Source organism: Alcaligenes parafaecalis, assembly GCF_026344135.1.
In the GTDB taxonomy this organism is placed as follows: Bacteria; Pseudomonadota; Gammaproteobacteria; order Burkholderiales; family Burkholderiaceae_B; genus Alcaligenes; species Alcaligenes parafaecalis.
Map to the genome: position 1 here is coordinate 40838 of NZ_JAPKNA010000004.1, position 24715 is coordinate 65552.

The 24715-nt window shown below is 56.8% G+C and carries 21 protein-coding genes and 1 pseudogene; 10 read left to right on the forward strand and 12 right to left on the reverse strand.

Features of this window, described 5'->3' with window-relative positions; all coding sequences use genetic code 11:
* Window positions 1–135 precede the first annotated feature (135 nt).
* The gene (locus OSH09_RS13115) at window positions 136–822 is read right to left on the reverse strand and encodes a phosphatase PAP2 family protein (RefSeq protein WP_207873259.1); all 687 of its coding nucleotides are present in this window, start codon (window positions 820–822) and stop codon (window positions 136–138) included.
* Between the two features lie 21 nt (window positions 823–843).
* Window positions 844–2259: an FAD-binding oxidoreductase gene (locus tag OSH09_RS13120; protein WP_266121212.1), complete on the reverse strand. Its 1416-nt coding sequence runs from the start codon at window positions 2257–2259 to the stop codon at window positions 844–846.
* A 128-nt stretch (window positions 2260–2387) separates the two neighbouring features.
* Here OSH09_RS13120 and OSH09_RS13125 point away from each other — a divergent pair, with 128 nt between their 5' ends.
* Window positions 2388–3776 (forward strand): phosphomannomutase/phosphoglucomutase, encoded by a 1389-nt coding sequence (locus OSH09_RS13125; RefSeq protein WP_266121213.1) that lies wholly within the window; start codon window positions 2388–2390, stop codon window positions 3774–3776.
* Window positions 3777–3953: 177 nt separating this feature from the next.
* Here the strand turns inward: OSH09_RS13125 and OSH09_RS18285 are convergent, their stop codons facing one another.
* From OSH09_RS18285 to OSH09_RS13165, 9 genes and pseudogenes are all read right to left on the reverse strand, one after another.
* On the reverse strand, window positions 3954–5069 hold the full coding sequence (locus OSH09_RS18285) for a glycosyltransferase family 4 protein (RefSeq protein WP_323178770.1): 1116 nt from the start codon (window positions 5067–5069) through the stop codon (window positions 3954–3956).
* Window positions 5070–5276: 207 nt separating this feature from the next.
* Window positions 5277–6347 (reverse strand): annotated as a pseudogene (locus OSH09_RS18290) (glycosyltransferase family 4 protein); the annotation flags it as partial.
* Complete coding sequence (locus tag OSH09_RS13135) at window positions 6344–7471, reverse strand: glycosyltransferase family 4 protein (protein WP_266121215.1); 1128 nt, start codon at window positions 7469–7471, stop codon at window positions 6344–6346. The pseudogene OSH09_RS18290 and the gene OSH09_RS13135, both read right to left, overlap by 4 nt.
* A 63-nt stretch (window positions 7472–7534) precedes the next feature.
* A complete protein-coding gene (locus OSH09_RS13140; RefSeq protein ID WP_266121416.1) occupies window positions 7535–8644 on the reverse strand; it encodes a glycosyltransferase family 4 protein in 1110 nt (369 codons plus the stop codon).
* A gap of 39 nt (window positions 8645–8683) precedes the next feature.
* A complete protein-coding gene (gene murJ / locus OSH09_RS13145) occupies window positions 8684–10045 on the reverse strand; it encodes a murein biosynthesis integral membrane protein MurJ (protein ID WP_207873254.1) in 1362 nt (453 codons plus the stop codon).
* Window positions 10042–11067, reverse strand: coding sequence for an SDR family oxidoreductase (locus OSH09_RS13150; RefSeq protein ID WP_266121216.1), 1026 nt, complete (start codon window positions 11065–11067; stop codon window positions 10042–10044). The genes murJ and OSH09_RS13150 overlap by 4 nt, the downstream gene beginning before the upstream one ends.
* A gap of 14 nt (window positions 11068–11081) precedes the next feature.
* Window positions 11082–12362, reverse strand: coding sequence for a Vi polysaccharide biosynthesis UDP-N-acetylglucosamine C-6 dehydrogenase TviB (gene tviB, locus OSH09_RS13155; RefSeq protein ID WP_207873252.1), 1281 nt, complete (start codon window positions 12360–12362; stop codon window positions 11082–11084).
* A gap of 49 nt (window positions 12363–12411) precedes the next feature.
* Window positions 12412–13536 carry an MraY family glycosyltransferase gene (locus OSH09_RS13160; RefSeq protein WP_207875905.1) on the reverse strand — a complete coding sequence of 375 codons (1125 nt, stop codon included), beginning with the start codon at window positions 13534–13536 and terminating at the stop codon, window positions 12412–12414.
* Window positions 13537–13735: 199 nt separating this feature from the next.
* Entirely contained in the window at window positions 13736–14692 is a 957-nt protein-coding gene (locus OSH09_RS13165) for a LysR family transcriptional regulator (protein ID WP_222667744.1), read from the reverse strand.
* A 289-nt stretch (window positions 14693–14981) separates the two neighbouring features.
* Between OSH09_RS13165 and uraD the strand changes: the two genes are divergently transcribed.
* From uraD to OSH09_RS13195, 6 genes are all read left to right on the forward strand, one after another.
* Window positions 14982–15512 (forward strand): 2-oxo-4-hydroxy-4-carboxy-5-ureidoimidazoline decarboxylase, encoded by a 531-nt coding sequence (gene uraD / locus OSH09_RS13170; protein WP_266121217.1) that lies wholly within the window; start codon window positions 14982–14984, stop codon window positions 15510–15512.
* Window positions 15513–15659: 147 nt separating this feature from the next.
* Window positions 15660–16172 (forward strand): ureidoglycolate lyase, encoded by a 513-nt coding sequence (locus tag OSH09_RS13175; protein WP_266121218.1) that lies wholly within the window; start codon window positions 15660–15662, stop codon window positions 16170–16172.
* Window positions 16169–16960, forward strand: coding sequence for a class II aldolase/adducin family protein (locus OSH09_RS13180; protein WP_266121219.1), 792 nt, complete (start codon window positions 16169–16171; stop codon window positions 16958–16960). Before OSH09_RS13175 ends, OSH09_RS13180 begins: the two co-directional genes overlap by 4 nt.
* A gap of 25 nt (window positions 16961–16985) precedes the next feature.
* Window positions 16986–17171: a 4-oxalocrotonate tautomerase gene (locus OSH09_RS13185; RefSeq protein WP_153229067.1), complete on the forward strand. Its 186-nt coding sequence runs from the start codon at window positions 16986–16988 to the stop codon at window positions 17169–17171.
* Window positions 17172–17545: 374 nt separating this feature from the next.
* Window positions 17546–19030, forward strand: a complete 1485-nt coding sequence (locus OSH09_RS13190; protein ID WP_222667746.1) for a nucleobase:cation symporter-2 family protein — start codon at window positions 17546–17548, stop codon at window positions 19028–19030.
* 198 nt (window positions 19031–19228) lie between these two features.
* Window positions 19229–20104: a hypothetical protein gene (locus OSH09_RS13195; protein WP_266121220.1), complete on the forward strand. Its 876-nt coding sequence runs from the start codon at window positions 19229–19231 to the stop codon at window positions 20102–20104.
* 57 nt (window positions 20105–20161) lie between these two features.
* Here the strand turns inward: OSH09_RS13195 and OSH09_RS13200 are convergent, their stop codons facing one another.
* On the reverse strand, window positions 20162–21079 hold the full coding sequence (locus OSH09_RS13200; protein ID WP_026485032.1) for a LysR family transcriptional regulator: 918 nt from the start codon (window positions 21077–21079) through the stop codon (window positions 20162–20164).
* A gap of 110 nt (window positions 21080–21189) precedes the next feature.
* Here OSH09_RS13200 and gcl point away from each other — a divergent pair, with 110 nt between their 5' ends.
* Genes gcl through OSH09_RS13215 form a run of 3 tightly spaced genes read left to right on the forward strand, consistent with a single transcriptional unit; the run spans window position 21190 to window position 24707 of the window.
* Window positions 21190–22965, forward strand: a complete 1776-nt coding sequence (gcl, locus tag OSH09_RS13205; protein ID WP_266121221.1) for a glyoxylate carboligase — start codon at window positions 21190–21192, stop codon at window positions 22963–22965.
* Between the two features lie 28 nt (window positions 22966–22993).
* Window positions 22994–23782 carry a hydroxypyruvate isomerase gene (gene hyi / locus OSH09_RS13210; RefSeq protein WP_266121222.1) on the forward strand — a complete coding sequence of 263 codons (789 nt, stop codon included), beginning with the start codon at window positions 22994–22996 and terminating at the stop codon, window positions 23780–23782.
* Window positions 23783–23822: 40 nt separating this feature from the next.
* Window positions 23823–24707: a 2-hydroxy-3-oxopropionate reductase gene (locus tag OSH09_RS13215; protein ID WP_094195582.1), complete on the forward strand. Its 885-nt coding sequence runs from the start codon at window positions 23823–23825 to the stop codon at window positions 24705–24707.
* The last annotated feature ends 8 nt before the right edge of the window (window positions 24708–24715 follow it).

The following is a 24715-nucleotide window of genomic DNA, read 5'->3' on the forward strand; positions in this document are numbered from 1 at the left end:
GATACGCTTGCTTGTAAACGACACCCCGAAACCGCTCTCTGGCTTCGGGGTGTTTTTACATAAAACCTATCGCAGTGGGGCTCGTAAAAACAGAAAAGGGGACTTGAAGTCCCCTTTTCCAGATTCAGAGAGCCGCTAGGCGGGCAATTGCTTGTGTCTGGCCCAAGACCACAAGATATAAAACAGTACGCAGCCATACAGCCCCAGGACAGCGCCAGACGCCAGGACTTGGCTAAGAAAATGGTAGCCCTGCATGATGCGCAAAAAGCCGAATAGCAAGCCTGCGCTGATACCCAGCACAAAGCCCCAGGCCGCCAATTTGCGGCAGCCGATCAGGACACCCACAAAAAACAGTGACAAGAGCACAAAGCCGGATGCGGCATGGGCACTGGGCAAAGCATTGCCCGCTTCAGCCCAGGAGTGCGCCCAAAAGTAGGTGGGCATGGACTCTGTGCCACCGAACATGGCCAGATTAAAAGGTCGTGGCATGGCAGTGAGATGTTTCAACACGCCAATCAACAAAGGGCCGCTGCCCATGAAGAAGGCCGCCCCCGCCCAGGCCAGTTGGCGGCGAGAGCCCCTGGTTTGCCGCCAGGCCACTATCGTCCAGATAACAGCGCCGCCAAAAGGAACGAACCAGACCAGCTTGCGTCCGAACAAATCGACAAAAGGCTGCAAACGCCAGGGGAAGTCCTGAGCCTGAGGGTCGTAGAAATAAGCGCTGAGTGACAGGTCCGTTGCCGAACCCAGCGTCACCGACGCGACTATTCCCAAAACAATAAACAAGACGGCACTACCAAGGATATAAGGGCGAAAAAACATCTAAATACCAGATAACTTCAATCAATCAGGCAAAACTTTACCGGGGTTCATGATCCCCAAAGGATCCAGCGCCACCTTGATTTGCTTCATCAAGGCCAGGGAGACAGGGTCTTTATAACGTGGCAACAACTGACGCTTGAGCTGGCCCACGCCATGCTCGGCACTGATGGAACCATTGAAGCGGTGCACGCTGTCATGCACCAGGGCATAGACTTCATCCTGACGTTTCAACAGTTCTTCTTCCGTAAAGGCCGTGCCGCGTGCCACGTTGTAGTGCAAGTTGCCGTCGCCCAAATGCCCGAAGGTCACGTTTTCCAGACCGGGGAAGGCTTCTTGCAAGGCCTTGTCAGTCTCGTGCACGAACTGGGACATCACCGACACGGGGATGGACACATCATGCTTGATGCTTTTGCCGTAGGCCTTTTCAGCCAGCGGGATGCTTTCGCGCAAATGCCAGAGCGCTTTGCTTTGTGCGATGGTCTCGGCAATAACCGCGTCTTGCACCAGCTCCTGCTCCAGCGCCTGCCCAATCACCGTTTCAAAACGCTCGCGAGCATGTTCCAGGCTTTCGCTATCCGACAACTCCAGCAAGGCGTACCAAGCAGCCTTTTCTGCCGGCCCCTGGAAAGGCATGCGTTGATCGGGGTAGCAATGCAGCACGGCTTGCAGGCAATTGCCTGCAATCAGCTCAAAGCCGGTCAAGGAAGCGGCCAGACCCTGACGTGCCAGGGCCAGCACCTGTACGGCATCTTCAATCGTGTTCAAGGCCAGCAAAGCCGTGCACGCTGCCACAGGCTGGGGATACAACTTGATGGTGGCTGCCGTGATAATGCCCAGCGTGCCTTCGCTACCAATAAACAGATTGCGCAGATCGTAACCGGTATTGTCTTTACGCAGACCCAGCAAACCATGCAGGATTTCACCTTGCGCAGTCACCACCTCCAGACCCAGAGTCAGGTCACGGGCATTACCGTAACGCAGTACCTGTGTGCCGCCCGCATTGGTGGCCAGATTGCCGCCAATGGTGCAGCTACCTTCTGCGGCCAGGCTCAAGGGGAACAAACGCTGATGATCGCGGGCGGCCTGCTGCACGTTTTGCAAAATGCAGCCTGCTTCCACCACCATGGTGTCGTTATCGGTGTCCACACTACGAATCTTGTTCAGGCGCTCCAGAGACAGGACCAGTGCAGTCGCGCTGTTATCCGGGGTCGCGCCCCCGCACAGCCCGGTATTGCCGCCTTGGGGGACGATAGGCACCCGGTGCTCGGCACATAAGCGCACGACCTGGGCGACTTCTTCTGTGGTCGCAGGCCGGGCCACCGCCAGGGCAGTACCGGTATAGCGTCCGCGCCAATCCTCCAGATACTGCTGCATGGATTGCCCGGTCAACACATGTTGCTGACCAATACGCTGTTCAAGTTCGTTTAGAAAAGTCATGACCCAAGCCACTCAAGAAAAACAATCAGGCGCTCTTGCTGTCGCGCTACAGCTCTTAATGGTAACTCACGAAAGCCAATGGCATTCGCGCTAAACTGCTTCTTTGTTTATCTACCCAGGACGCGACAGTGACCCAAACCCCTGCCCTACCGACCGCTGTATTCAAGGCCTACGATATTCGAGGCACGGTTCCCGAACAATTGAACCCGGCCTTCGCCTATCAATTGGGTTTAGCCTTGGCAGCCTCGGCCCGTGAACAGGGTGTACAGACTTTGGTGGTGGGCTATGACGGCCGCCACAGCAGCCCCGCCTTGTCACGCGAGCTGCAAAAAGGGATTCAGGCCGGTGGGGTCAACACGGTAGATCTGGGCATGGTGCCCACTCCTGTCGTCTATTTTGCGGCCAATGTGCTGGAAACCGGTTCAGGCGTCGCCATTACAGGCAGCCACAACCCCTCCAATTACAACGGCTTCAAGATGATGATGGCCGGTAAAACGCTGCACGGCAGCGACATTCAAGCCTTGAAGCAGCGTATGCAGGCGGGTGTTGAACCTGCTGCCCAAGCGGGCACAGGCCACAAGAAAGACTTGCTGGACCAGTACGTCAGCACAATTGCCGAGCGCGTGAAGCTGGCCCGCCCCATGAAGATTGCCCTGGACTGTGGCAATGGCGTGGGTGGTGTGGTCGCGGCCCGTCTGTTCAAGGCCCTGGGCTGCGACGTGGATATGCTGTTTGAAGATGTCGATGGCAGCTTCCCCAACCATCACCCCGACCCCGCCGAGCCACACAATCTGCAAGACCTGATCGCCCATGTTCAAAACACGAACTGCGAAGTAGGCCTGGCCTTTGATGGCGATGCCGACCGTCTGGGTGTGGTGACGCGCTCCGGTCAGATCATCTGGCCAGACCGCCAGTTGATTCTGTACGCACGCGATATTTTGCAGCGCGAGCCCGATTCCACCATTATTTTTGACGTGAAATGCAGTCGCCACGTTGCCCTGGAAGTGGCCAAGGCCGGGGGTGAGCCGTTGATGTGGCAAACCGGCCATTCGCTGATCAAGGCCAAGCTGGCCGAAACGGGCGCCCCTCTGGCTGGTGAAATGAGCGGCCACGTGTTCTTCAAGGAAGGCTGGTACGGTTTTGATGACGGCCTGTACACCGGGGCACGTTTGCTGGCGATTCTCTCGCGCGGTGACAACCCCAGCGCCGTGCTGGAAGCCTTGCCACAAGACTTGTCCACGCCAGAGCTGAAACTGCCTTTGGCCGAAGGCGAGCCACATGCCTTGATTGCCCGCCTGCAAAAAGAGGGCCGCTTTCCCAGCGCCAATCAGCTCAACACCATTGATGGCGTACGTGCCGAATACCCGGATGGTTTCGGTCTGGCCCGTGCTTCTAACACCACACCAGTCATTGTGCTGCGCTTTGAGGCGCAGTCCCAAGAGGCGCTGGATCGGATTCAGGGTGAATTCCGGGCGGCACTGTTGGCTTTGAAGCCTGATGCTGCTTTGCCTTTCTAAGACGACGGAAATTCGCTAATACCCAGCCCCCTGCTCGCTGTTCTCTAGTTTCTAGTCTCTAGCGCAGTATAAAAAACGGGCTGAACTGTCACTGAAATCCTGGATTCAACTCCAAGTCACAGCAGGCAGTTCAGCCCGTTTTTTGCCTTGATGTCTGAGATCAAGGCAGCTAAAACCTTAACGGCTCAAGTACTGATACAGATCCAGATGGGCTTCGCTAATGCGGCCAATATCAAAAGCCTCTTCCGCCAATCGTCGGCTTTCAGCCCCCATCGTCTGACGACGAGCCCTGTCCTCGCCCAACTCCATCACGGCAGTCGCTAAAGCCTGCGCATTACGCACCGGCACCAGTACACCACTGACACCAGGATCAATTGCATCCCGGCAGCCAGGCACATCCGTCGTCACCACTGCGCGCCCGCAAGCGGCCGCCTCAACCAGCGATTTGGGCAAACCTTCACGGTAGGAAGGCAGTACGGCAATATGCGATTGAGCATAAAGCTGAGCAATATCGCTACGCTCGCCCAGGCACTCCACCACACCCTGTTTTTTCCAGCTCTGCCATTCCTGCTCGCTGATACTGGCTGGGTTGCCAGGGTCCGGGCTACCTGCCAATACCCATTTGACCGGGCTGCCTGCAGCGGCACTGATGCGTGCTGCTTCGACAAACTCTCGTACGCCCTTGTCCACCAGCAGACGCGACACCATCAAGGCAACGGGTGGGCCTTCAGGCTCTGGAAGGGCCTGAAACTCGTTCAGATCTACGCCTGAACCGCGAATCAGGATGCACTGATCGCGTTTGACGACTCGATCTTCCAGCAAGACATCACGGTCATTGCTGTTCTGGAAAATCACACGGCTATTAGGGTGCCCCAGGGCCATGCGGTATAGCTGCAAAGCAATCCAACGTACCGGATCAAATGACTTGTCGCGCTTGGTAAACACATAGCCCAGACCCGAAACCGCCGCCAGGAAACCCGGCACACCGGCCAAGCGAGCCGCAATTCCACCATATAAAACAGGCTTGATGGTTACCGCATGCACCAGCTCAGGCCGCTCCCGGCGAAACAAGCGCCACAAGGCCCAGATGGTTTGCAACTCTTGCAAAGGATTGGTCCCACTGCGTGTCATGGGCAAAGCATGGTGTTGCAGGCCGTGACGCTCAATCTCGGCAACCGCCGGACCGTCCATGGTGGCGACGTGTACGTCATAGCCCTCACGCTGTGCAGCCAGAGCCAAAGGCAAACGGTGCGACAGGAAAAACACCGGGTTGTTGACCACAAACATCAACATGCGCGTCTTGTTGCCGGATTCATCCGTCAACACATTCAAGGCCTGACGACTACGCTTGCGCTTGGGCGGGTACTGCGCTGTCAGTGTCTTCCAGGCCTGCGTGTAATTCTTGACCATGCCCTCCAATGAGAACAGGCGGGCAACACGCTCACGCGCATGCTCATGACGAGCTTGCCAGGAAGGTGCGCCCAGCTCATCTACCGCACTGTTAATAGCACCAGCCAGAGCTTCCGCATTGCTGGGAGGCACAATCCAGCCCTCATTACCCACAATCAGGGCTGCATCCCCTACGTCGGTGACCACATTCGACACCCCGGCAGCCATGGCTTCACACACCACGTTCGGAAAGCCTTCTGCGGAACTGGACAACACGTGTACGTCCAAGGCATTCATCAGGCGCGGTACATCGCTGCGTCGGCCCATCAAGATGACGCTTTCGCGCAGTTGGTGCTGATCCAGCAAACGCATCAGAGTTTCGTTATTGCTGTCCATGCCATCGCCAATCAAGAGGCAACGCAGGCCAGGATGACGATGCAGGCTACGGGCTAAAGCAGCCAACAAATTGGGATGATCTTTCAGCGGGTTCCAGCGGGCCACGCTACCTATAACGGGTGTATCCAGCGACAAACCCAATTCTTCTCGCACTTCTTCGCGGGCCTGCGGGTCAGGATGCCAACGGCTCAGGTCATAGCCATTGGGAATCACTTTCATGATGTCGGCGCGATAGCCCCACTGCTTATGGCGTCGGGCCGCGTTTTCGGCGCAAGACACGATCAGTTTGGGAATAAAACGCGACAAGCGAGCACATAACCAGGCCACCATTCGCGCCTTGGGGCTGCCTTGATACAGATTGGCTCCCGAGTTACGGATGCCCCAGGAAACAGCAGGGATGCCGACCAGCCGCGCAGCGGCGCCACCGATCAGATCCGAGTGGTACATCCAGGTCTGCACCACATCCGGCTGCACGTCGCGCAGCACTCGGGTCAGGCCACGCAGGCCTTTCAAAAAGCCCAGCGGCGAATGCATGTTCAAGCAATACAAGGGAATGCCTGCAGCACGCAATTGCGGCCCAAAGACGTCTTCCCCACCTAGCGAAATCACAATATGTTCAGTCTCTTGCCCGGGCGCTGTCGCCAAGCGGAACAAGACCGTTTCTGCACCCCCCTGCCCCAGGCCCGCAATAATATGCACGACCCGCAAGGCTGGGCTTGTTTTCTCCGGCTTGCCGTCCACGGCGTCCGTGTCCTGATTTAACGACGCTGGCTGCAATGCACTCATGCTTTGGCTCCCTCTTCGATACCGCCACGGGCGGCCTGAAAGACCTGGTCCCAGTTAAGCAAAACCTGTTCTAGTTCATAACGCTGACGCACCGCAGCAGCGGCACGGCGACCCAAGACACCCCGGAAAACACCATCACCCATCAATTCGGCCAGGGCGGCGGTCAAGGCACCCTCGTCCCCTACCGGCACCAGCAAGGCATCTTTGCCATCGGAGCTGATCTCACGCGGACCGCTGGGGCAATCGACGGTCACGGCAGGCAGGCCCATCGCCATGGCTTCCAGCAGAACATTAGGAAAACCTTCTACTTCCGAGGTCATGACAAAGGCGTGAGAACGCGCCATTTCCTGCCAGGGCTGGGCGGTTTTACCAGCCAGTTCGATACGGTCGCCCGCACCGGACATGGCAATCTGCTGCACCAATTGAGCACGTTGCGGGCCATCGCCCCAAATCTTCAGTTTCCACTCGGGATGCTCGGCAGCCAGGCTGGCAAATACGCGAATCAAGACATCAAAGCGTTTGGACGGCACCAGACGGCCCATCGCCATCAAAGTGCAATGGCGGTTTTCTTCCACCCGCACTTCGCGCTGCACATTATCCAGCGCCTGCGGCAAGGGGTTGGGCACCACCATGACCTGTTTCATGCCCGGCACCATGGCCTGAAACGCCGCCACACTAGCTCGGGTCTGCACAGTGACCACCTGTGCCTTGGGGTACAAGCGACGACGCAGGTTTTGCAATACCTTACCCGCGCTGCTGCTGAAGGCCGGATTGGTGCGCTCGCCCACCACAATGGGAACACCCATGCCGCCCAATCCCAGCAAGACATTGATATTCACATTGGTCAGAAAAGAAACAATGACATCAGGCTGTTTTTCACGGACCAGCTTGCGCATGGCGCGCAACTTGGCAAAAGGTTTAGGCAGCCAGCTACCGCGCATGCGATGAGCCAGCCACACCAGCTCTACCTTGGAGTCGATAGGGTAAAAAGCGCTGCCGCCCCCGCTATAGGTAGGCACCAGGGTGACCTGGTCGCCCCGCAAACCCCAGGCATTAGCCAGGGTAGAAGCGACGCGCTCGGCACCGCCTGCATTCAGGGAGCTGACGAAAAACAGAATATTCACTGGGCCTCCGTGGGCTCATCGACCGGGTAGCTTGGGCCTGCTGGCACTAAGCAAAGCGCCATTTTAAGGCCGACGCAAGCACTGTTCCAACACTTGCTGCCATAGCGCCAGAACTCGGGCCGAGGAGAAGCGGTCACGCACATCCGTAGCACGGCGCGCCAATCGCTGGCGCTTGTCGTCGTTGGACATCAGGTCGGATAAATGGGCGGCCAAGGCTTCTACGTCTTCGATGGGGCGTACCAGAACGCCATCGATATTGGCGCGGATGATCTCGCGTGGGCCGGTATCGCAATCAAAGGCAACAGCGGTCAGACCGCTAGCCATCGCTTCCAGCAAGCTGTTGGACAGCCCTTCCATACGGGAACTGAGCACATACAGATCAGACTGCTCGTACCAGTCCGCCATATTGCCAACGCGGCCGGGAAGCTGAATCCGCTCTTGCAGTTCCAACTCTTCAATCCGGGCTTCCAAAAGAGCACGTTGCTCTCCCTCGCCCAGAATCACCAGATCCCAATCGGGAAAGTAATTGGATAGCATGGCAAACGATTCGATCAGGGTGTCAAAACCCTTGACCGGGTGCAGCCGCCCCACCGCCAGCAAGCGTTTACGTCCTTCTGGCAACTCCGGCACCGGGACAACAGGCTCGGCACTGTCCATAGGCCAGCGCACGGCATTGGGAATCACCTGTACCTGGCTGCCCGGCACATGCTCACGCAGCCAGTCTGCCGTACCGGCTGTAAGAGCGATCACAGCATGCGCTTGAGGATACGTGCGCAGACGGGCTTTTTGCCAGAAAGAAGACAAGGACTGAGAGGGAGGATGCGTATGCTCGGTTGCAATCACCTTGCACGGCAAGCCTTTGGCAGCGGAGATCGCCAACACCGATGAGGTGGTCATCATGCCCAGCACCACATCCGGTTTGGTCTTGCGCATCAAGGAGCGCAATCGGCTGACCCGACGCCAGTTTTTCCACAAGGCATCCAGACGGCCACGGCTGCTGCCCGCTGTATTCAAAACATGACGCTCTACCCCTTCAGCCACGGTATACGCATCTTTTTCACGACCCGCCTGAGTCACCAGGGACACTCGATAGCCGCGCGCCACCCAGGCGGCACTGAGATCGACTGCGACACGTTCGGCCCCGCCCCCACCCAGAGAGTGGATGAGCAACATGATATGAGGGCGAACGGTGGAATGACTGTGCACGTTTTCCTATTCCTGCGAACCAGGCGCGACCGCACTGGCTGGCTTCAAGGCCAAGATGAAATAACAAGTGAAAGACGCCGCATACATCAGGCTGGTAGCCAGCATGATGCCCGACGGCCCCATGCGTGCGGCCAACACTGGATTCAAAGCGGCTTTCACCAAAAAATTGATCACGGCAATAATCGCCATGGACTTGTAGCGATTCTGACTGGCCAGCAACTGCACCAGAATCAGCACCCCAAAATAAAACGGCAACTGCACCAGGCCCCAGCTAAAAACCTGGGCGACGGTAGCGGTATCCTGCGCCGTGAAGGCTCCCCGCTCAAACAACAGGGCAACCCCCCAAGGAGCCAGCAAAACTCCCACGGCTGCGGCGACTCCCCCAGCCAGCACCATCATGACCGACCATTTCAAGGCCATGGAGCGAGCACGGGCATTGTCACCACGGCTTTGAATATCGGCCAGCACTGGCAAAGCGGCACGGCCTACCGAGGCAGCACCTACCCCCAGAACCAGAGCCAGCAAGCGAGTGGCATAGCCCAGCGTCGCATTGGCATTGGCGCCCAGATTGGCAGCCGTATATTGGTCAATGGGCCCCACGAAACTCATGGCTACCTGCCCCACCAGCATGATGGTGGCCGCCTTGAGCAAATCCGGCCACTGCTCGGCACGCAAGCTGACCGTTGGACGAGCCCAGATCTGATCAGCACGCGAGGCCAGAATCATCAGCCAGACAGCTTGAATCGTCATGCCCAGCAAAGTGCCCCATAACAAGGGGCCAATACCGGCATTTCCGCCCGCCGCCAGCACCCAGATCAGGATGACAAAGGCAGGGACACTTTCCAGCAAGGTATTGATATGCCGTTCATGTGCTCGCAAACGGGCCGCACTCAGGCCGATCATCAAGGTCAGAACCGCAGCAGGCGCAAAAGCAAACAGCAGCTCCCGACTCATTTCATGAACAGCAGGGCTTAAACCTTGCCCGGTCCACTCCAGAACCCAGGGCCAGCTAATCCAGATCAATGCACCCAGCACGCAACCGAGCACAATGCACCAGGCTTTCAGCTCACCCAGAAAACGGCTGCGCGCCGCCGGTTCCAGCCTATGCAGGCGTACCAGAACGGGGATCAGCACAACGGACATGGAGCCCACGATCGTCACCGGTAGCCAGTTGGCCATGACCATCGTGAACTGATAGGCATCGACTACATCACTGACGCCGTAGCGATACGCCACGGCCATTTCTTTGAAAGCGCCCGCTGCCTTGCCCAGCAATAGAAAAAACGCCACCCGCATCGCTCCCAGAGCGATGCGACGGTGGTCGTCGTGCAGACTAGACAGACGTGCTTTCAGGCCAGCCCAAATCAACTCAGGAACGCCACGTACCAGGGCATGGCAGTGTTCAAGCCCTGCAAAATCGTGTGAGTCGGCTCGTAACCCAGTTGTGTGCGGGCTTTGGAGATATCCGCCTGCGAGTGCATCACATCACCGGCACGGAAGTCCGCATAAATGGGCTGTTTGGTATAGCTCACCCCGTTAGCATTCAAGGTTTGCTTCAAATGCTCGAACAGCTCGTTCAGGCTGGTACGGGCATTCACGGCCACGTTATAGACCTCGGCCACAGCAGGTTTTTGCTGCACAGCGGCCAGGATATTCATTTGAACAACGTTGTCGATAAAGCAGAAGTCGCGGCTGGTCTGCCCATCCCCATTGATTTGCACATCCTGGTTCTGGATCATGGCCGATACCCATTTGGGAATCACCGCGGCGTAAGCACCATTGGGGTCCTGACGTTTGCCAAATACGTTGAAGTAACGCAGGCCTACGCTGGAGAAGCTGTAGGCGCGGGCGAATACGTCCGCATACAGCTCGTTCACGAACTTGGTCACCGCATATGGGGACAGCGGGCGGCCAATCGTGTCTTCAACTTTGGGCAAGCCAGGGTGGTCTCCATAAGTGGAGCTGGAAGCTGCGTAAACAAAGGCCTTCACTTGCTCGTCACGCGCGGCCACCATCATGTTCAAAGCGCCGTTCACGTTGACTTCGTTGGAAGTCAGCGGATCGTTCAGAGAACGGGGAACCGAACCCAGAGCCGCCTGATGCAGAACATAATCCGCGCCTTTAACGGCCTCGCGACAGGTTTCCAGATTGCGGATATCCCCTTCAATGAAGCGGAAACGCGCCCAACGCTCGGCACCCACCTGGTCACGGACTTCGTCCAGATTGTATTGATGGCCGGTTGCAAAGTTATCCAGACCCACCACCTGCTGATCCAGCTTCAGCAGGGCTTCCAGAAGGTTGGAACCAATAAAGCCAGCGCAACCCGTAACCAGCCAGGTTTTAGGCTGGTTACGCAGTTGCTGGCTCGCCTGTTCAAATGCAGAGCTCATGATGCTTTCCAAAATTAAAGACGCAGATCGGACTGTTCGCGATCAAACACATACTTCAAGTCGTAGAGCACATGCTCGGGCTTGCCCCATTGACGTACGCCTTCCACGCCCAGTTCCTTGAACTGCTTGTGGGCCACGGCCACGATCACACCGTCGTACTCGCCCGCTTTAGGGGTTTCGACAGGGGTAATACCGTATTCGTGCTCGGCTTCTTTAGGATCAACCCAAGGGTCATACACATCCACATGCACGTCGTACTGCTTCAGTTCGTGCACGATATCGACAATGCGGGTGTTACGCAGATCCGGGCAGTTTTCTTTAAAGGCCAGACCCAGCAACAGCACACGGGCGCCTTGCACCTGGATACGACGTTTGGTCATGGCCTTGACCAACTGGGAAGCCACATAGCCACCCATGGAGTCGTTCAGACGACGGCCAGCCAGAATGATTTCGGGGTGGTAGCCAATAGCCTGTGCCTTGTGCGTCAGGTAGTAGGGGTCCACGCCAATGCAGTGACCACCAACCAGACCGGGACGGAAAGGCAGGAAGTTCCACTTGGTGCCCGCAGCTTCCAGCACGTCCAGGGTATCAATACCAAGGCGGTTGAAAATCAGCGCCAGTTCGTTGATCAGGGCGATATTCACATCGCGCTGCGTGTTTTCAATCACCTTCGCCGCTTCAGCCACACGAATGGAACTGGCCTTGAAAGTACCTACCACGATGATTTCGCGGTACAGGGAGTCCACCAATTCAGCAACTTCTGGCGTAGAGCCCGATGTCACCTTCTTGATAGTGGAGACACGGTGTTCTTTATCACCTGGATTGATACGCTCCGGGCTGTAGCCCGCGTAAAAATCTTCGTTAAAGCGCAGACCCGATACTTGCTCCAGCACGGGCACACACACTTCTTCGGTGGCACCTGGGTAAACCGTGGATTCGTAAATCACGATGTCGCCGCGCTTGAGCACCTTACCGATAGTTTCAGAGGCACGTACCAGGGGGGTCAGATCGGGTTGTTTGAATTCATCAATCGGCGTAGGCACAGTCACGATGAACACATTGGCCTGGGCCAGTTCATCGGCTTCGCAGGAGTAGCTCAAGCCACTGGCTTGGGCCAGTTCCGCGCTGTCGACCTCCAAGGTACGATCCACCCCTTCCTTGAGTTCGGCGACACGACGCGCGTTAATGTCAAAACCAATAACGGAACGCTTTTTGCCAAACTCCACTGCCAAAGGCAAACCGACATATCCCAAGCCGATGACGGCCAGTTTCACATTCTCAAGTTGCAACTTCATTCTCCAGTTAGCGCTATGCGCAAGGAATAATCTTGAACGCCGAACAGTATCAATCCCGGTCTACTCGCCGCCGTACCGAGGGTAGCAGCAGCCAGGACGGGCGACGCCACGACACCAGGCGGGAATAGAGCCAGATATACACCAGTGAGAAAACCAGCATGCTGGCGCACAGGGCCCAGGTATTGTCCCACCAGATCGTGGCCGGAACCAAACCGATCAAAGCCAGAACCCACAGGTAAGGCGAGGTCATGGCATTACAAAACGCGGGCAAGGCCCCACTACTGTCACGACTGAACGTGGAACGCACCAGACGGCGAAACACCAGTTGGTGCAAATGCAGCGCGTCAGGCTGGTCCACGGGCACACCCCGTTTGAAACGACGGCGCCAGATCGAAAACAGGGTTTCAAAAACAGGGTAAAACAGCACGGCCAAGGCGTAAAAGGGCGAGACGCTAGGGTTACGCACCACCAACTGCACGGCCAGCTCAGCCAGCATGAAGCCCAGGAAATACGCGCCGCCATCCCCTAGAAAAACTCGTCCAAAGGGGAAGTTCCACACCAGAAAACCCAGGGTGGCCGAGGCCAGCGAGGCGGCAATCAGGAAAATCGGGATGTCCTGCACCTGCAAGGCGACCAGCGCCAGCGACAGAGCCATCAAGGTGGCGATCATGCCTGCCAGGCCATTCATGCCATCAATAATATTAAGAGCATGGGTACAGCCGCCCACGGCAATCATGGTAAAGAGCAGCGAAATGGGCCAGAAACCCAGAATCCAGTCGGCCCAGCTTACGCCAACGCGAGACACGCCACCCAGCAACCACCAAGCGATAGCAGCCGACAAGAAAGCGGCCAGCAAGCGTTTCAAGGAACCCACATCCTTGGTGATGTCCTCGACCAGACCCGCGACAAACACGGGCATCGCCGCCAGAAACAAGACCGGCCACAGCCAGGTCAGCGTCATATTGCTGGGGCCCAACACCAGCAAACCAGCCAAACTGCCTGCCACCACCGCCAGGCCACCCACACGAGGGGTAGGCCGGGAATGGGACGCTTGAGGTTTACTGAGATCACTGTCCCCGGTTAAGCGGCCGTGCCAACGTTCGGAAGCCACAATAAGCCCGCCGACCATAAAAGCCACGACACAGATATACAACCAGGTAAAGGACTCCCCCATCTGAGGTAAAGACACCGCGAAACACCCTGCAAGGTTAGGAACTACTTATTATCAACCTGCCTTCCGGCTTGTGTCCGTGACTAGTCGCTTTAAATGCAACAATTTTCGTCAAGTTCCGTATCACTTTCGTGTAGACAGGAGTAGCTCGCTAATTTGCCCGAGCGCGAGCCCGAAAGCAAGTATTTTGCGGGATTGGGACTCAAGCGTCGGGTTGAGGCAGGGGTTCGGTCGAGGCTAACTGGTTACCGCATTCGGTCAGGAGACGCCGTAACCAGCGATGGCTGGGCGAATGCCGGTTACGTTCATGCCAGAGCTGATAAAAGCGCATGGGCGGAAACTCCAGCGGCGCTTCCAAAATCGCCAGAGGCAATAAACGGCAATAAAACTCGGCAAAGTGACGCGAAGTCGTAAAAATGAGGTCTGTATTCTGTAGCAAATAAGGAGCAGCAGAAAAAGACTGCACGGCCACGCTCTCATCACGCTGAATACGCAAGGTTGCCAACGTAGTATCAATAACACCGCGCTGATTGATGGAATACGGCATGGGCACCACGTGGCGCGCACGTACATAGTCATCCATCGTCAGCCCTTTACGGGCCAGCGGATGCGTGGCCGCCACCAGGCAGACAATCTGATCTTCCAGCAATACCGACAAGTGCATGCGATCCGGCGGTTCGGGCCAGTTGCCGATCACCATATCCAGATCACCTTCGGCCAAAGAACGCTCGAAATCAAAGCTGGCGTCCAGCGAATGCAAGTTCAAACGGGCACCGGGCGCCTCGCGGCGCATGCGCTCGACCACTCCACCAATAAACACAGGCGCCAGATAGTCCGGCGCACCAATATGGAATTCACTACGGCTGACCTGGGGGTCGAAACTGTCGGGGGCATTAACCATACAGTCGATCTCGGCCAGGGCTCCTTTGGCGTGAGCCAGCAGGCCAATGGCGCGCTCGGTCGGCACCATGCCGCCTTTTTCCCGAACCAGCAAAGGATCGCCAATAATGTCACGCAAGCGTCGTAAGGCCGCACTGATAGCAGGCTGCGACTGGTTCATTTTGAACGCGGTACGCGAGACGCTGCGCTCGGTAACGAGTAAGCAAAATACCCTCAGAAGATAGGTATCAAGCGGGTTATCCCCACGTCGGGCGGCCATCTTATTCTCTCCTTCTTACGCTTTTTTCCAGCATGATAATGACACACATGCACAATACGAGATGGCATATATCATTTATACGCCTAATTCTATTTTATTTATAAACAGAAAACTTAAACTGGTCCCATATAAGAAAATCATAGCCCACAGGCGGTGGTTTATAAGGGTTTGAATAAATCAAACAGACCGTGTAAACGCCCACCCACTACCCTTGATAAAACGGCCTCCAGGCTTGCTCCTGGAGCCGCCTCGGCTCGCACTATTTACGCTTAGATAATCGGACTGACACATGACTACTCAAACCCTTACCACCACACAGGCTCTAACCGAACTCTCCAGCCTGGACCAGAGCCAATTCGTGGACAAGCTCGAAGGTATTTTTGAACATTCCCCCTGGGTCCCTGAGCGTAGCTGGCAGCAGCGTCCGTTTGAAAGCGTGGATCAACTGCACGCCTGCATGGTGCAAGTAGTCCAGGAAGCATCGTACGAAGAACAAAAGAACCTGATCTGTGCTCACCCCGAATTGGCGGGGAAAGAAGCCGAGCAAGGAACGCTAACCACCGCATCGACGGGCGAACAACGTGGCGCTGGCCTGGACCAGTGCTCGGCCGAAGAGCTGGCTCGTCTGCGTGGCTTGAACGCCCAATACCGTGAACGCTTCGGTTTTCCCTTCGTGATTGCCGTCAAGGGTTTGAGCCGTTATCAAATCATGGATACAGTAGAAGCCCGTCTGAACAATAGCGCTGAAACCGAATTTCAGGCCTGCCTGACCCAAATCGGCAAAATTGCCCGTTTCCGTCTGGACGCCCTGCTGGGTTGATTTTTGCTGCATGCCGGATCAAATCCTTGATCCCTGCGGTTCACGGGGTAGCGCCAGTCCACGGGCACGCTGCCCCTTGTTTCCTCTGACTGTACGTGGTGCGGCTGCCTCCAGCCCCACGCCGTTCTGCCTAATAAAGGATCTGTCATGACAATCACATTGAAACTGGAAACCCTGAGCGCTGAAGCCTTCACCCCCTATGGTGACGTTATTGAAGCTTCCGACACGGTTCAACACTTCACGATTAACGAAGGCAATACCGAGCGCTTCCACGACCTGGCCAAGATCGAGCCCGGCGCAGATGGTCACGCGATCGTGTCCATTTTCCGTGGCCAGCCTCGCACCCTGCCCTTCACCGTGGAAATGATGGAACGCCATCCAAAAGGTAGCCAGGCCTTCATTCCCCAGTCCGGTCAGCCTTACCTGGTGATCGTGGCTCCCGCAGGCCCCACTCCCAAAGCGGCGGATCTGCGCCTGTTCCTGGCCCGTGGCGACCAAGGAGTGAACTACGCAACCGGCGTTTGGCATCACCCCCTTATGGCCTTGAATCAAGTGGCTGACTTCATCGTGATCGACCGTAAAGGCCCCGGTGACAACTGCGACGTGATTCAACTGGAAGAAAAAGCCATCATCGCTGAACTGGAAACCACCCCAGCGTGAGCCAGTCCTGTCCCATCACGCCGGACATCGAGGCCATTTACGCCCACCGTCCGGCCGATATAGACCCCGAACACTGGCGCGCCCGCGTCAATCTGGCTGCCGCCTATCGTTTGGCGGCCCGCCAGGGCTGGGACGATATTATCTACACGCATATCTCCCTGCGCCTGCCCGGCCACGACGACATTTTCCTGATAAATCCCTTTGGCCTGCGCTTTGATGAAATCTGCGCCTCCAATCTGCTCTTGATTGATACCCAGGGTCAGGTCGTGGACGACACAGGACGCCGCGCCAATCCTAGCGGTTTTGCCATTCACGGTGCCGTACACCGCGCCCGTGACGATGCCCACTGTGTCATTCACCTGCATACCGACGCCTCGATTGCGGTCTCGGCTCTATGCTGTGGACTGCTGCCCCTGTCTCAACATGCCATGCGCTTCTGGCGGGACATTGGCTACCACGACTATGCCGGTCTGGCCTTCCCGCCCCAGGAACAAGAAGCCCTGCTGCAGCAATTAGGCTCCTATCCCGCCCTGCTCTTGCGTAATCACGGCGCTCTGACCTGTGGACGCACGGTCGCGGAAGCGTATGTATTGATGGATGCCCTGGAACGCGCCTGCCGCATTCAGCTCTCGGCCATGGCGGCCAGCCCACAACTGCATCTGCCCCCTGAGGACGTGCTGGATTTGACACATCGCCAGCTTTTGCCTGGGGACGAGCCAGAGGGCTTGTTAGAATGGCCAGCCTTGCTACGCAAGCTCTATCAGAGCGAGCCGGATTTTTGCCGCTAACACCCTTTCCCCCTACGGAGCTTTTATGCCTTCTATTAACGTACAACTATTCGACGGCCGTCCCGTGGAGATCAAGCGCGAACTTGCCCAGGCCCTGACTAAAGAAGCCTGTCGCGTCCTGGGCTGTACCCCGGATGCCGTCGATGTGATCTTTACCGACGTCAAACGCGAGGACTGGGCGACAGCCGGTGTCCTGTGGTCGGACAAATAAACAGGACCCTCAAAAAAAGCGGCTTGAATGCCGCTTTTTTTATATCTTTCAATACCTTAAGCCACCTCAATCCCTGCAATAAAACAGTAGTTTGGAAGCTAGTAACATAGTTTTTTATGCTGGACTAGGTGGGCAATACCCCTAGCGCTGCAAAACGCATGAAAAAAGCAGGAATCTGCTAGCGCTCTGCCTGAACACAGCCCCTATCTACCGGGCTTATATCCTTCCCTCCTGTGGAGAGCGGCCTGCCATACGCTTTTCCGTATTCTACTTATCAAGTCGTACTGCCTTCCAGTGATACTGCCCATCCGATAACTTTATGCTTACGCGGCCCAGGCATCGGCTGCGCATAACGTATTAATAAGGAGACCCTGATGTCCGCCAACCCAGAAGTGTCCACACCGGCTGATTGTGACGGTGTAGACGAACGCCTACCAACGGGACGCCTGGCAACCCTTGGTTTGCAGCACGTCATGGTGATGTACGCGGGCGCAGTCGCTGTCCCCCTGATCATTGGCGAGGCCCTGGGCCTGACCAAAGAGCAGATTGCATTCCTGATTAACGCCGACCTGTTGTGCTGTGGCCTGATCACGATTATTCAAGCTCGCGGCGCCGGTATCTTCGGCATCAAACTGCCTGTCATGATGGGCGTATCCTTTGCAGCCGTCAGCCCGATGGTTGCCATCGGCCTGGACCCGCAACTGGGTCTACCCGGCATTTTCGGTGCCACCATCCTGGCCGGTATCTTCAGTATTCTGATTGCGCCGGTATTCAGTCGCCTGATGGGCCTGTTTCCCCCGGTTGTGACCGGCATCATCATCACCGTGATTGGCGTGACCTTGATGCGCGTGGGTCTGAACTGGATTGGCGGTGGAGCCCCCACGATCACCGATCCTGCGACCGGCCTGTCCATGCCCAACCCGGATTACGGTTCGCTGGAAAACCTGGCTATTGCCTTGATGGTGCTGACCGTTATCCTGCTGATCACCAAATTTGCTCGCGGCTTTCTGGCTAACGTAGCCGTCCTGATTGGCTTGCTGGTTGGCTTTTTCGTCTCCCTGGCCATGGGCCGCATCAGCTTTGAAGGTCTGGACCAGACCAGTTGGTTCGCCATCGTGACTCCGTTTCACTTTGGTGTACCTACCTTTAGCTGGGCCTTGCTGGGTGCGGCTGCCGTACTGTCCCTGATCATGGTTGTGATCATGGTTGAATCTCTGGGCATGTTCCTGGCACTGGGTTCCATCTGTGGACGCCCTACTGACCGCGAAGCACTGGTCCGTGGTCTGCGCACCGACGGCCTGGGCACCCTGGTGGGCGGCATCATGAATACCTTCCCGCACAGTTCTTTCTCGCAAAACGTAGGCCTGGTCAGCGTGACTGGCGTACGTAGCCGCTGGGTATGTGTGATGGGCGGTGCTTTCCTGATCATGCTGGGCCTGTTCCCCAAGATGGCTTTCGTCGTCGCCTCCATCCCCAACTATGTATTGGGTGGTGCTGGCATTGTGATGTTTGGCATGGTGGGCGCCACCGGCATCAAGATCCTGATGTCTGCCAATCTGAACCGCAACCCCTACAACCCCTACATCGTGGCGATCAGCCTGGGCTTTGGCATGATTCCCCTGGTTGCCGAGCACCTGCTGGACAAGATGCCCGCTGCCCTGGCTCCCTTGCTGCATAGCGGAATCTTGTTGGCTGCCGTATCTGCCATCGTGCTGAACCTGTTTTTCAACGGCATTGAAAAATATGCCGACCAAGGCCACACCGTCGAATCGTCTGCAGCCACCCAGGCTCGCAAACAGGCCAACGCTCAAAAAGCGGCTGAAGAAAACAGCAATCAACTAGCCTCACAAAACGGCTAAGTCCCCCTTTTGAATAGCCGCCCAAGCGTGAAACCGGGCGGCTATTCAAATTTCTGCAGTACCCATAAAAAAGTATCGACTGTCCATAATTAATCTAAGTAAGGCCAGTAACACCCACTCAAAGAAAACCAAAGCCGCAGGCCGTAAGGGACATCAGATCCCAAGGACCTGTTTGCGCTCAAACAAAGAGGAGACACCATGAAACACCTACACCCTGCACGCTGGGCATGTGCCCTGCTGGCTGCCCCTATCCTGTCCACCCCGGCTCTGGCCGCTGACTGGAGCGACACCTTCCTGGGTTACCGCTTCAGCACGCAATACACCGAGCCCATGAATGACCGGACAATCCAGAAGCACATCCTGAGCCTGACACACGTCAACGGCTACAGCCTGGGTCAGAACTTCTTTAACCTGGATATTCTGCAGTCGGACCGCTACGATCCTTCCAGCGGCAACGGCAGCAATGGCGCCACCGAGTTCTACGCGACCTACCGCCACCAGCTCTCCATGGGCAAGGTGTTCGACAAGGACATCAGCTTTGGTCCCGTGAAAGATGTAGCGATTACGGCGGGCTTTGATCTGAACACCAAAAACACCGCCTTTGCACCGCGCAAACGCCTGCTGGTGCTGGGCCCAACCTTCAAGTTTGATGTGCCCCGAGGCTTTGTGGACCTGAGCCTGATGGTAGGTAAAGAGTGGAACCACTGCGGTCTGGGTGCCCCTGCTTGCCCCGATAGCCGCAGCTCTTTTCATACCCAGTTTCTGGCTAGCCTGAACTGGAATCTACCCTTCGATGTGGGTTCGGTCCCGCTGAAGTTCCAGGGCTTTGCCAACTACGCAGGCCCCAAGGGTGACGACTACGCCGGTATCAGCACCAAGTCTGAAGTGCTGGTCCGTACCTCCCTGATGGCTGACGTGGGTAAAGTCGCTTTCGACAAGAAAAACACGCTGTGGGTCGGGATTGGCTACGAGTACTGGTACAACAAGTTCGGCAACCGTTACATGGCGAACGGCGACCTGAAACCGGGCATTAAAACCAGCGCCCCCACCGTCCAGGTGGAATGGCACTTTTAAGCCCTGCACAGCATAAAAAAAACCGCTTCTCGAAGCGGTTTTTTTTGTTTTGGAAGCCTAGAACTGCACCTCGCCATCCCAATAACCGGGCGTGTTGTAGATGGCTCGCAGATAGTCGATAAAGCGTCGCACTTTCGCAGGCAAATAGCGCTGCTGCTGATACACCGCCTGAATATCGTAGCTGGGAATCTCGAACTCGTTCAGCACCGTCACTAGCTCGCCCCGCTTGAGCTCTGGCTGAATTTCCCAGGTGGAGCGCCAGCCTATACCCCAACCTTGCTTGACCCAATTGAAGAGCAGTTCACCGTCATTGCAATCCAGATCGCCATCAACCCGCACCGCCAAAGGTCGACCATCCCGCAAGAAGGTCCAGCCGCGTTGCTGCCCGCCTTGCAGGTTAAAGGCCAGGCAGTTATGACGAGCCAGATCTTCCGGTACACGCGGCACACCGTGACGCTCAAAATACTCGGGTGTGCCACACACCACGCGCCGGTTCGGATACAGACGCACCGCCACATAGTTGGGGTCAGTGACCTCACCAATCCGCAAGGCCATGTCGTAGCCTTCACGCACCAAATCCACCACGCTGTCCGTAAAGTTAAAAGACAGCTTCAGCTCGGGATAACGCTTTTTGAAGGACAAGGCATGGGGCGCCACATGGCGACGCCCAAAAGCCGCTGGGGCCGATACCACCAAGTGCCCACGCACTACTTTGCGCTGGGCGCTGATACTGGCTTCGGCCTCTTCAAAGTCCTTCAGAATTTGTTTGCACTGCTCCAGAAACTGCTCGCCCAGATCCGTCAGCGTCAGCCCACGGGTAGATCGGTGCATCAGGCGCACACCCAGGCGTTGCTCCAGCGCATCAAGGCGGCGACCCATGACCACGGGAGTGACGCCTTCGATCACGGAAGCGGCTGCAAAACTGCCTTTTTCAGCGACCAGTGCAAAACTTCGAATTTCGGTATAACGGCTCATTCAATACTCCAAGTATCGATAGAAACAATCGTACCACCATTTCTAGGCAGGTCCATCACTCCTTATTATCGAGTTGTGAATTTCGTCAAACGATGATCTAGGAGATATCAATGGCTCGAATGAGAGCAGTGGACGCCGCCGCCGCAATTTTACGTAAAGAAGGCGTGAGCACCGTATTTGGCGTGCCCGGCGCCGCCATCAACCCCTTCTACTCCGCACTGCGCAAAGAAGGTGGCTTTGATCACATTCTCGCCCGCCACGTGGAAGGCGCTTCCCACATGGCCGAAGGTTTTACCCGTGCCAATCCCGGCAATATCGGCGTATGTATCGGTACTTCCGGCCCCGCTGGCACAGACATGATCACTGGCCTGTACTCCGCATCGGCTGACTCGATCCCAATCCTGTGCATTACCGGCCAGGCTCCCCGTTCGCGCCTGTACAAAGAAGACTTCCAGGCCGTGGATATCGAATCCATTGCCAAGCCTGTGACCAAGTGGGCCGTGACCGTACGCGAGCCAGACCTGATCCCACGCGTGTTCCAGCAAGCCTTCCACATCATGCGCTCCGGCCGTCCTGGCCCTGTGCTGATCGATATGCCTATCGACGTGCAGATGGCCGAGATCGAATTCGATCTGGACACCTACTCGCCACTGGAAGCGTACAAGCCGACCGCCACCCGCGCCCAAGCTGAAAAAGCCATCGAACTGCTGAACGCTTCCGAGCGTCCACTGATCGTCTCCGGTGGTGGCGTGATCAACGCTGACGCCGCTGCCCTGCTGCAAGAGTTTGCTGAACTGGTCAACGTGCCTGTGATCCCAACCCTGATGGGCTGGGGCACCGTACCCGACGATCACCCGCTGATGGCGGGTATGGTCGGCCTGCAGACCTCGCACCGCTACGGCAACCAGACCTTGCTGGCATCGGACTTTGTATTCGGTATCGGTAACCGCTGGGCCAACCGCCACACCGGTTCCGTGGACGTTTACACCGAAGGTCGCAAGTTCGTGCACGTAGACATCGAGCCCACACAGATTGGTCGCGTTTTCGGCCCTGATCTGGGTATCGCTTCGGACGCAGGCGCTGCACTGAAATTGTTCATTGAAGTCGCCAAAGAATACAAAGCCGCTGGCAAACTGAGCGATCGCGCCGCCTGGGTAGCCGACTGCCAGAAACGCAAAGCTACTTTGCAGCGCAAGACCAACTTCGACAACGTGCCTTTGAAGCCTCAGCGCGTATACGAAGAAATGAACCGCGCCTTTGGTCCTTCGACCACCTACGTCAGCACGATTGGTCTGTCGCAGATTGCGGCCGCTCAGTTCCTGCATGTGTACAAGCCACGTCACTGGATCAACTGCGGTCAGGCAGGCCCATTGGGCTGGACCATTCCCGCTGCTCTGGGTGTGGTTGCGGCTGATCCAGGCCGTGAAGTGGTGGCCATTTCCGGCGACTACGACTTCCAGTTCATGATTGAAGAGCTGGCTGTAGGCGCCCAGTTCAAGCTGCCTTACATCCATATTCTGGTCAACAACGCCTACCTGGGTCTGATCCGTCAGGCGCAGCGCGGCTTCGAGATGGACTATTGTGTCCAACTGGCCTTTGACAACATCAATGCCCCTGAAACCGAAGGCTATGGCGTGGATCACGTCACCGTGGTTGAGGGCCTGGGTTGCAAAGCGATCCGCGTACACAAACCTGAAGACATCCAGGCCGCCATTGAACAGGCTCGTGCATGGATGAAAGAGTTCAGCGTGCCGGTTGTGATCGAACTGATCCTGGAGCGCGTCACCAACATTGCCATGGGCACCGAACTGCACAATGTGACGGAATTCGAGTCCCTGGCCGAAGCGGGTATTGACGCCCCCACCGCCATCTCGCTGATGGACTGATTGCTGATTTAAAAAACGGAGTAGCACTATGCCAAAATTTGCCGCCAACCTGACCATGCTGTTTAACGAGCACGACTTCCTGGATCGTTTCCAGGCAGCGGCCGACGCCGGTTTCAAGGGAGTGGAATACCTGTTCCCCTACGCCTACGACAAACTGCAACTGGCTGACAAACTGCAACAACACGGTTTGACCCAGGTGTTGCATAACCTGCCTGCGGGCGACTGGGACGGCGGCGAGCGCGGCATTGCAATCCTGCCCGAGCGCGTGGGTGAATTCCAGGACGGCGTAGGCCGTGCTATCGAATACGCCACCGCGCTGGGCTGCAAGCAAGTCAATTGCCTGGCTGGCAAGCTGGCCCAAGGCGCAGACCGCGAACTGGCTCACAAGACCTTGGTCAGCAATCTGCAGTTTGCTGCCGCCAAGCTGAAAGACGCTGGCCTGCGCCTGCTGGTTGAACCCATCAACACCTTCGACATTCCAGGTTTCTACCTGAACCGCACAGAACAGGCCGCGGCTCTGTTGCAGGACGTCGGTTCGGACAATCTGTTCATCCAGTACGACGTCTACCACGCTCAGCGCATGGAAGGCGAGCTGGCTGCCACCATGAAAAAGCACCTGGACAAGATTGCACACATCCAGATCGCGGATAACCCAGGTCGCAACGAACCGGGCACAGGCGAGATCAACTACGCCTGGCTGTTCAAGTACATCGACAGCCTAGGTTACCAGGGCTGGATCGGCGGCGAGTACAAACCCGCTGGCGTGACCAAAGACGGTCTGGGCTGGATGACTGAGCTGACAGAAGTCACGGCCTGATCGGCCGGGCATCTGCACATAATTATTAGGAGATTACACAATGGCTAAAATCGGTTTTATTGGTTTGGGCATCATGGGCGCACCCATGGCCGTCAACCTGATCAAGGGTGGTCATGAGCTGTTTGCCTACACCCGTGGCGATTTCCCCAAAAGCGTGAAAGAAGCCGGCGCAACCGTTTGCGCCAACGGCACCGAAGTGACCCGTCAGGCCGACATCATCATCACGATGGTGCCTGATACCCCTCACGTGGAAGACGCCCTGTTTGGCGAAGACGGCGTTGCCGCCGGTCTTACCGCTGGCAAGATCGTGGTGGACATGAGCTCCATCTCGCCCGTCGCTACCAAAGGCTTTGCCGAGCGCATCGTCAAACTGGGTTGCGAATACCTGGACGCTCCTGTGTCCGGTGGCGAAGTCGGTGCCAAGGCCGGTTCGCTGACCATCATGGTCGGTGGCAAGCAAGAAGCCTTCGACAAGGTCAAGCCCCTGTTTGAACTGATGGGCAAGAACATCACCCTGGTCGGTGGATACGGTGACGGTCAAATCACCAAAGTAGCCAACCAGATCATCGTGGCTTTGACCATTGAAGCGGTGGGCGAAGCCCTGTTGCTGGCCTCCAAGGCTGGTGCCGATGCAGGCAAGGTTCGTGAAGCACTGATGGGCGGTTTTGCCAACTCGCGCATTCTGGAAGTACACGGCGAGCGCATGGTCAAGCGCACTTTCGATCCTGGCTTCCGCATTGAACTGCACCAGAAAGACTTGAACCTGGCTCTGACCACCGCGCGTCAACTGGGCGTGGCTCTGCCCAACACCGCAACAGCACAGGAGTTGTTCAATACCTGCGCTGCTCACGGTGGCGCAGCACAAGACCACTCCGCCATGGTCCGCGCTCTGGAGATCATGGCCAACTACGAGATTGGTCAATAAGATCAGTT

Coding starts and splice junctions, on each gene's coding strand:
- OSH09_RS13115 (WP_207873259.1), bottom strand. CDS start 822: ATGTTTTTTCGCCCTTATATCCTTGGTAGTGCCGTCTTGTTTATTGTT.
- OSH09_RS13120 (WP_266121212.1), bottom strand. CDS start 2,259: ATGACTTTTCTAAACGAACTTGAACAGCGTATTGGTCAGCAACATGTG.
- OSH09_RS18285 (WP_323178770.1), bottom strand. CDS start 5,069: ATGTTGATGTTTGTGGTCAACAACCCGGTGTTTTTCCTGTCGCACCGT.
- OSH09_RS13140 (WP_266121416.1), bottom strand. CDS start 8,644: ATGTTGCTCATCCACTCTCTGGGTGGGGGCGGGGCCGAACGTGTCGCA.
- OSH09_RS13150 (WP_266121216.1), bottom strand. CDS start 11,067: ATGAGCTCTGCATTTGAACAGGCGAGCCAGCAACTGCGTAACCAGCCT.
- tviB (WP_207873252.1), bottom strand. CDS start 12,362: ATGAAGTTGCAACTTGAGAATGTGAAACTGGCCGTCATCGGCTTGGGA.
- OSH09_RS13160 (WP_207875905.1), bottom strand. CDS start 13,536: ATGGGGGAGTCCTTTACCTGGTTGTATATCTGTGTCGTGGCTTTTATG.
- OSH09_RS13165 (WP_222667744.1), bottom strand. CDS start 14,692: ATGGCCGCCCGACGTGGGGATAACCCGCTTGATACCTATCTTCTGAGG.
- uraD (WP_266121217.1), top strand. CDS start 14,982: ATGACTACTCAAACCCTTACCACCACACAGGCTCTAACCGAACTCTCC.
- OSH09_RS13175 (WP_266121218.1), top strand. CDS start 15,660: ATGACAATCACATTGAAACTGGAAACCCTGAGCGCTGAAGCCTTCACC.
- OSH09_RS13185 (WP_153229067.1), top strand. CDS start 16,986: ATGCCTTCTATTAACGTACAACTATTCGACGGCCGTCCCGTGGAGATC.
- OSH09_RS13190 (WP_222667746.1), top strand. CDS start 17,546: ATGTCCGCCAACCCAGAAGTGTCCACACCGGCTGATTGTGACGGTGTA.
- OSH09_RS13195 (WP_266121220.1), top strand. CDS start 19,229: ATGAAACACCTACACCCTGCACGCTGGGCATGTGCCCTGCTGGCTGCC.
- OSH09_RS13200 (WP_026485032.1), bottom strand. CDS start 21,079: ATGAGCCGTTATACCGAAATTCGAAGTTTTGCACTGGTCGCTGAAAAA.
- gcl (WP_266121221.1), top strand. CDS start 21,190: ATGGCTCGAATGAGAGCAGTGGACGCCGCCGCCGCAATTTTACGTAAA.
- hyi (WP_266121222.1), top strand. CDS start 22,994: ATGCCAAAATTTGCCGCCAACCTGACCATGCTGTTTAACGAGCACGAC.
- OSH09_RS13215 (WP_094195582.1), top strand. CDS start 23,823: ATGGCTAAAATCGGTTTTATTGGTTTGGGCATCATGGGCGCACCCATG.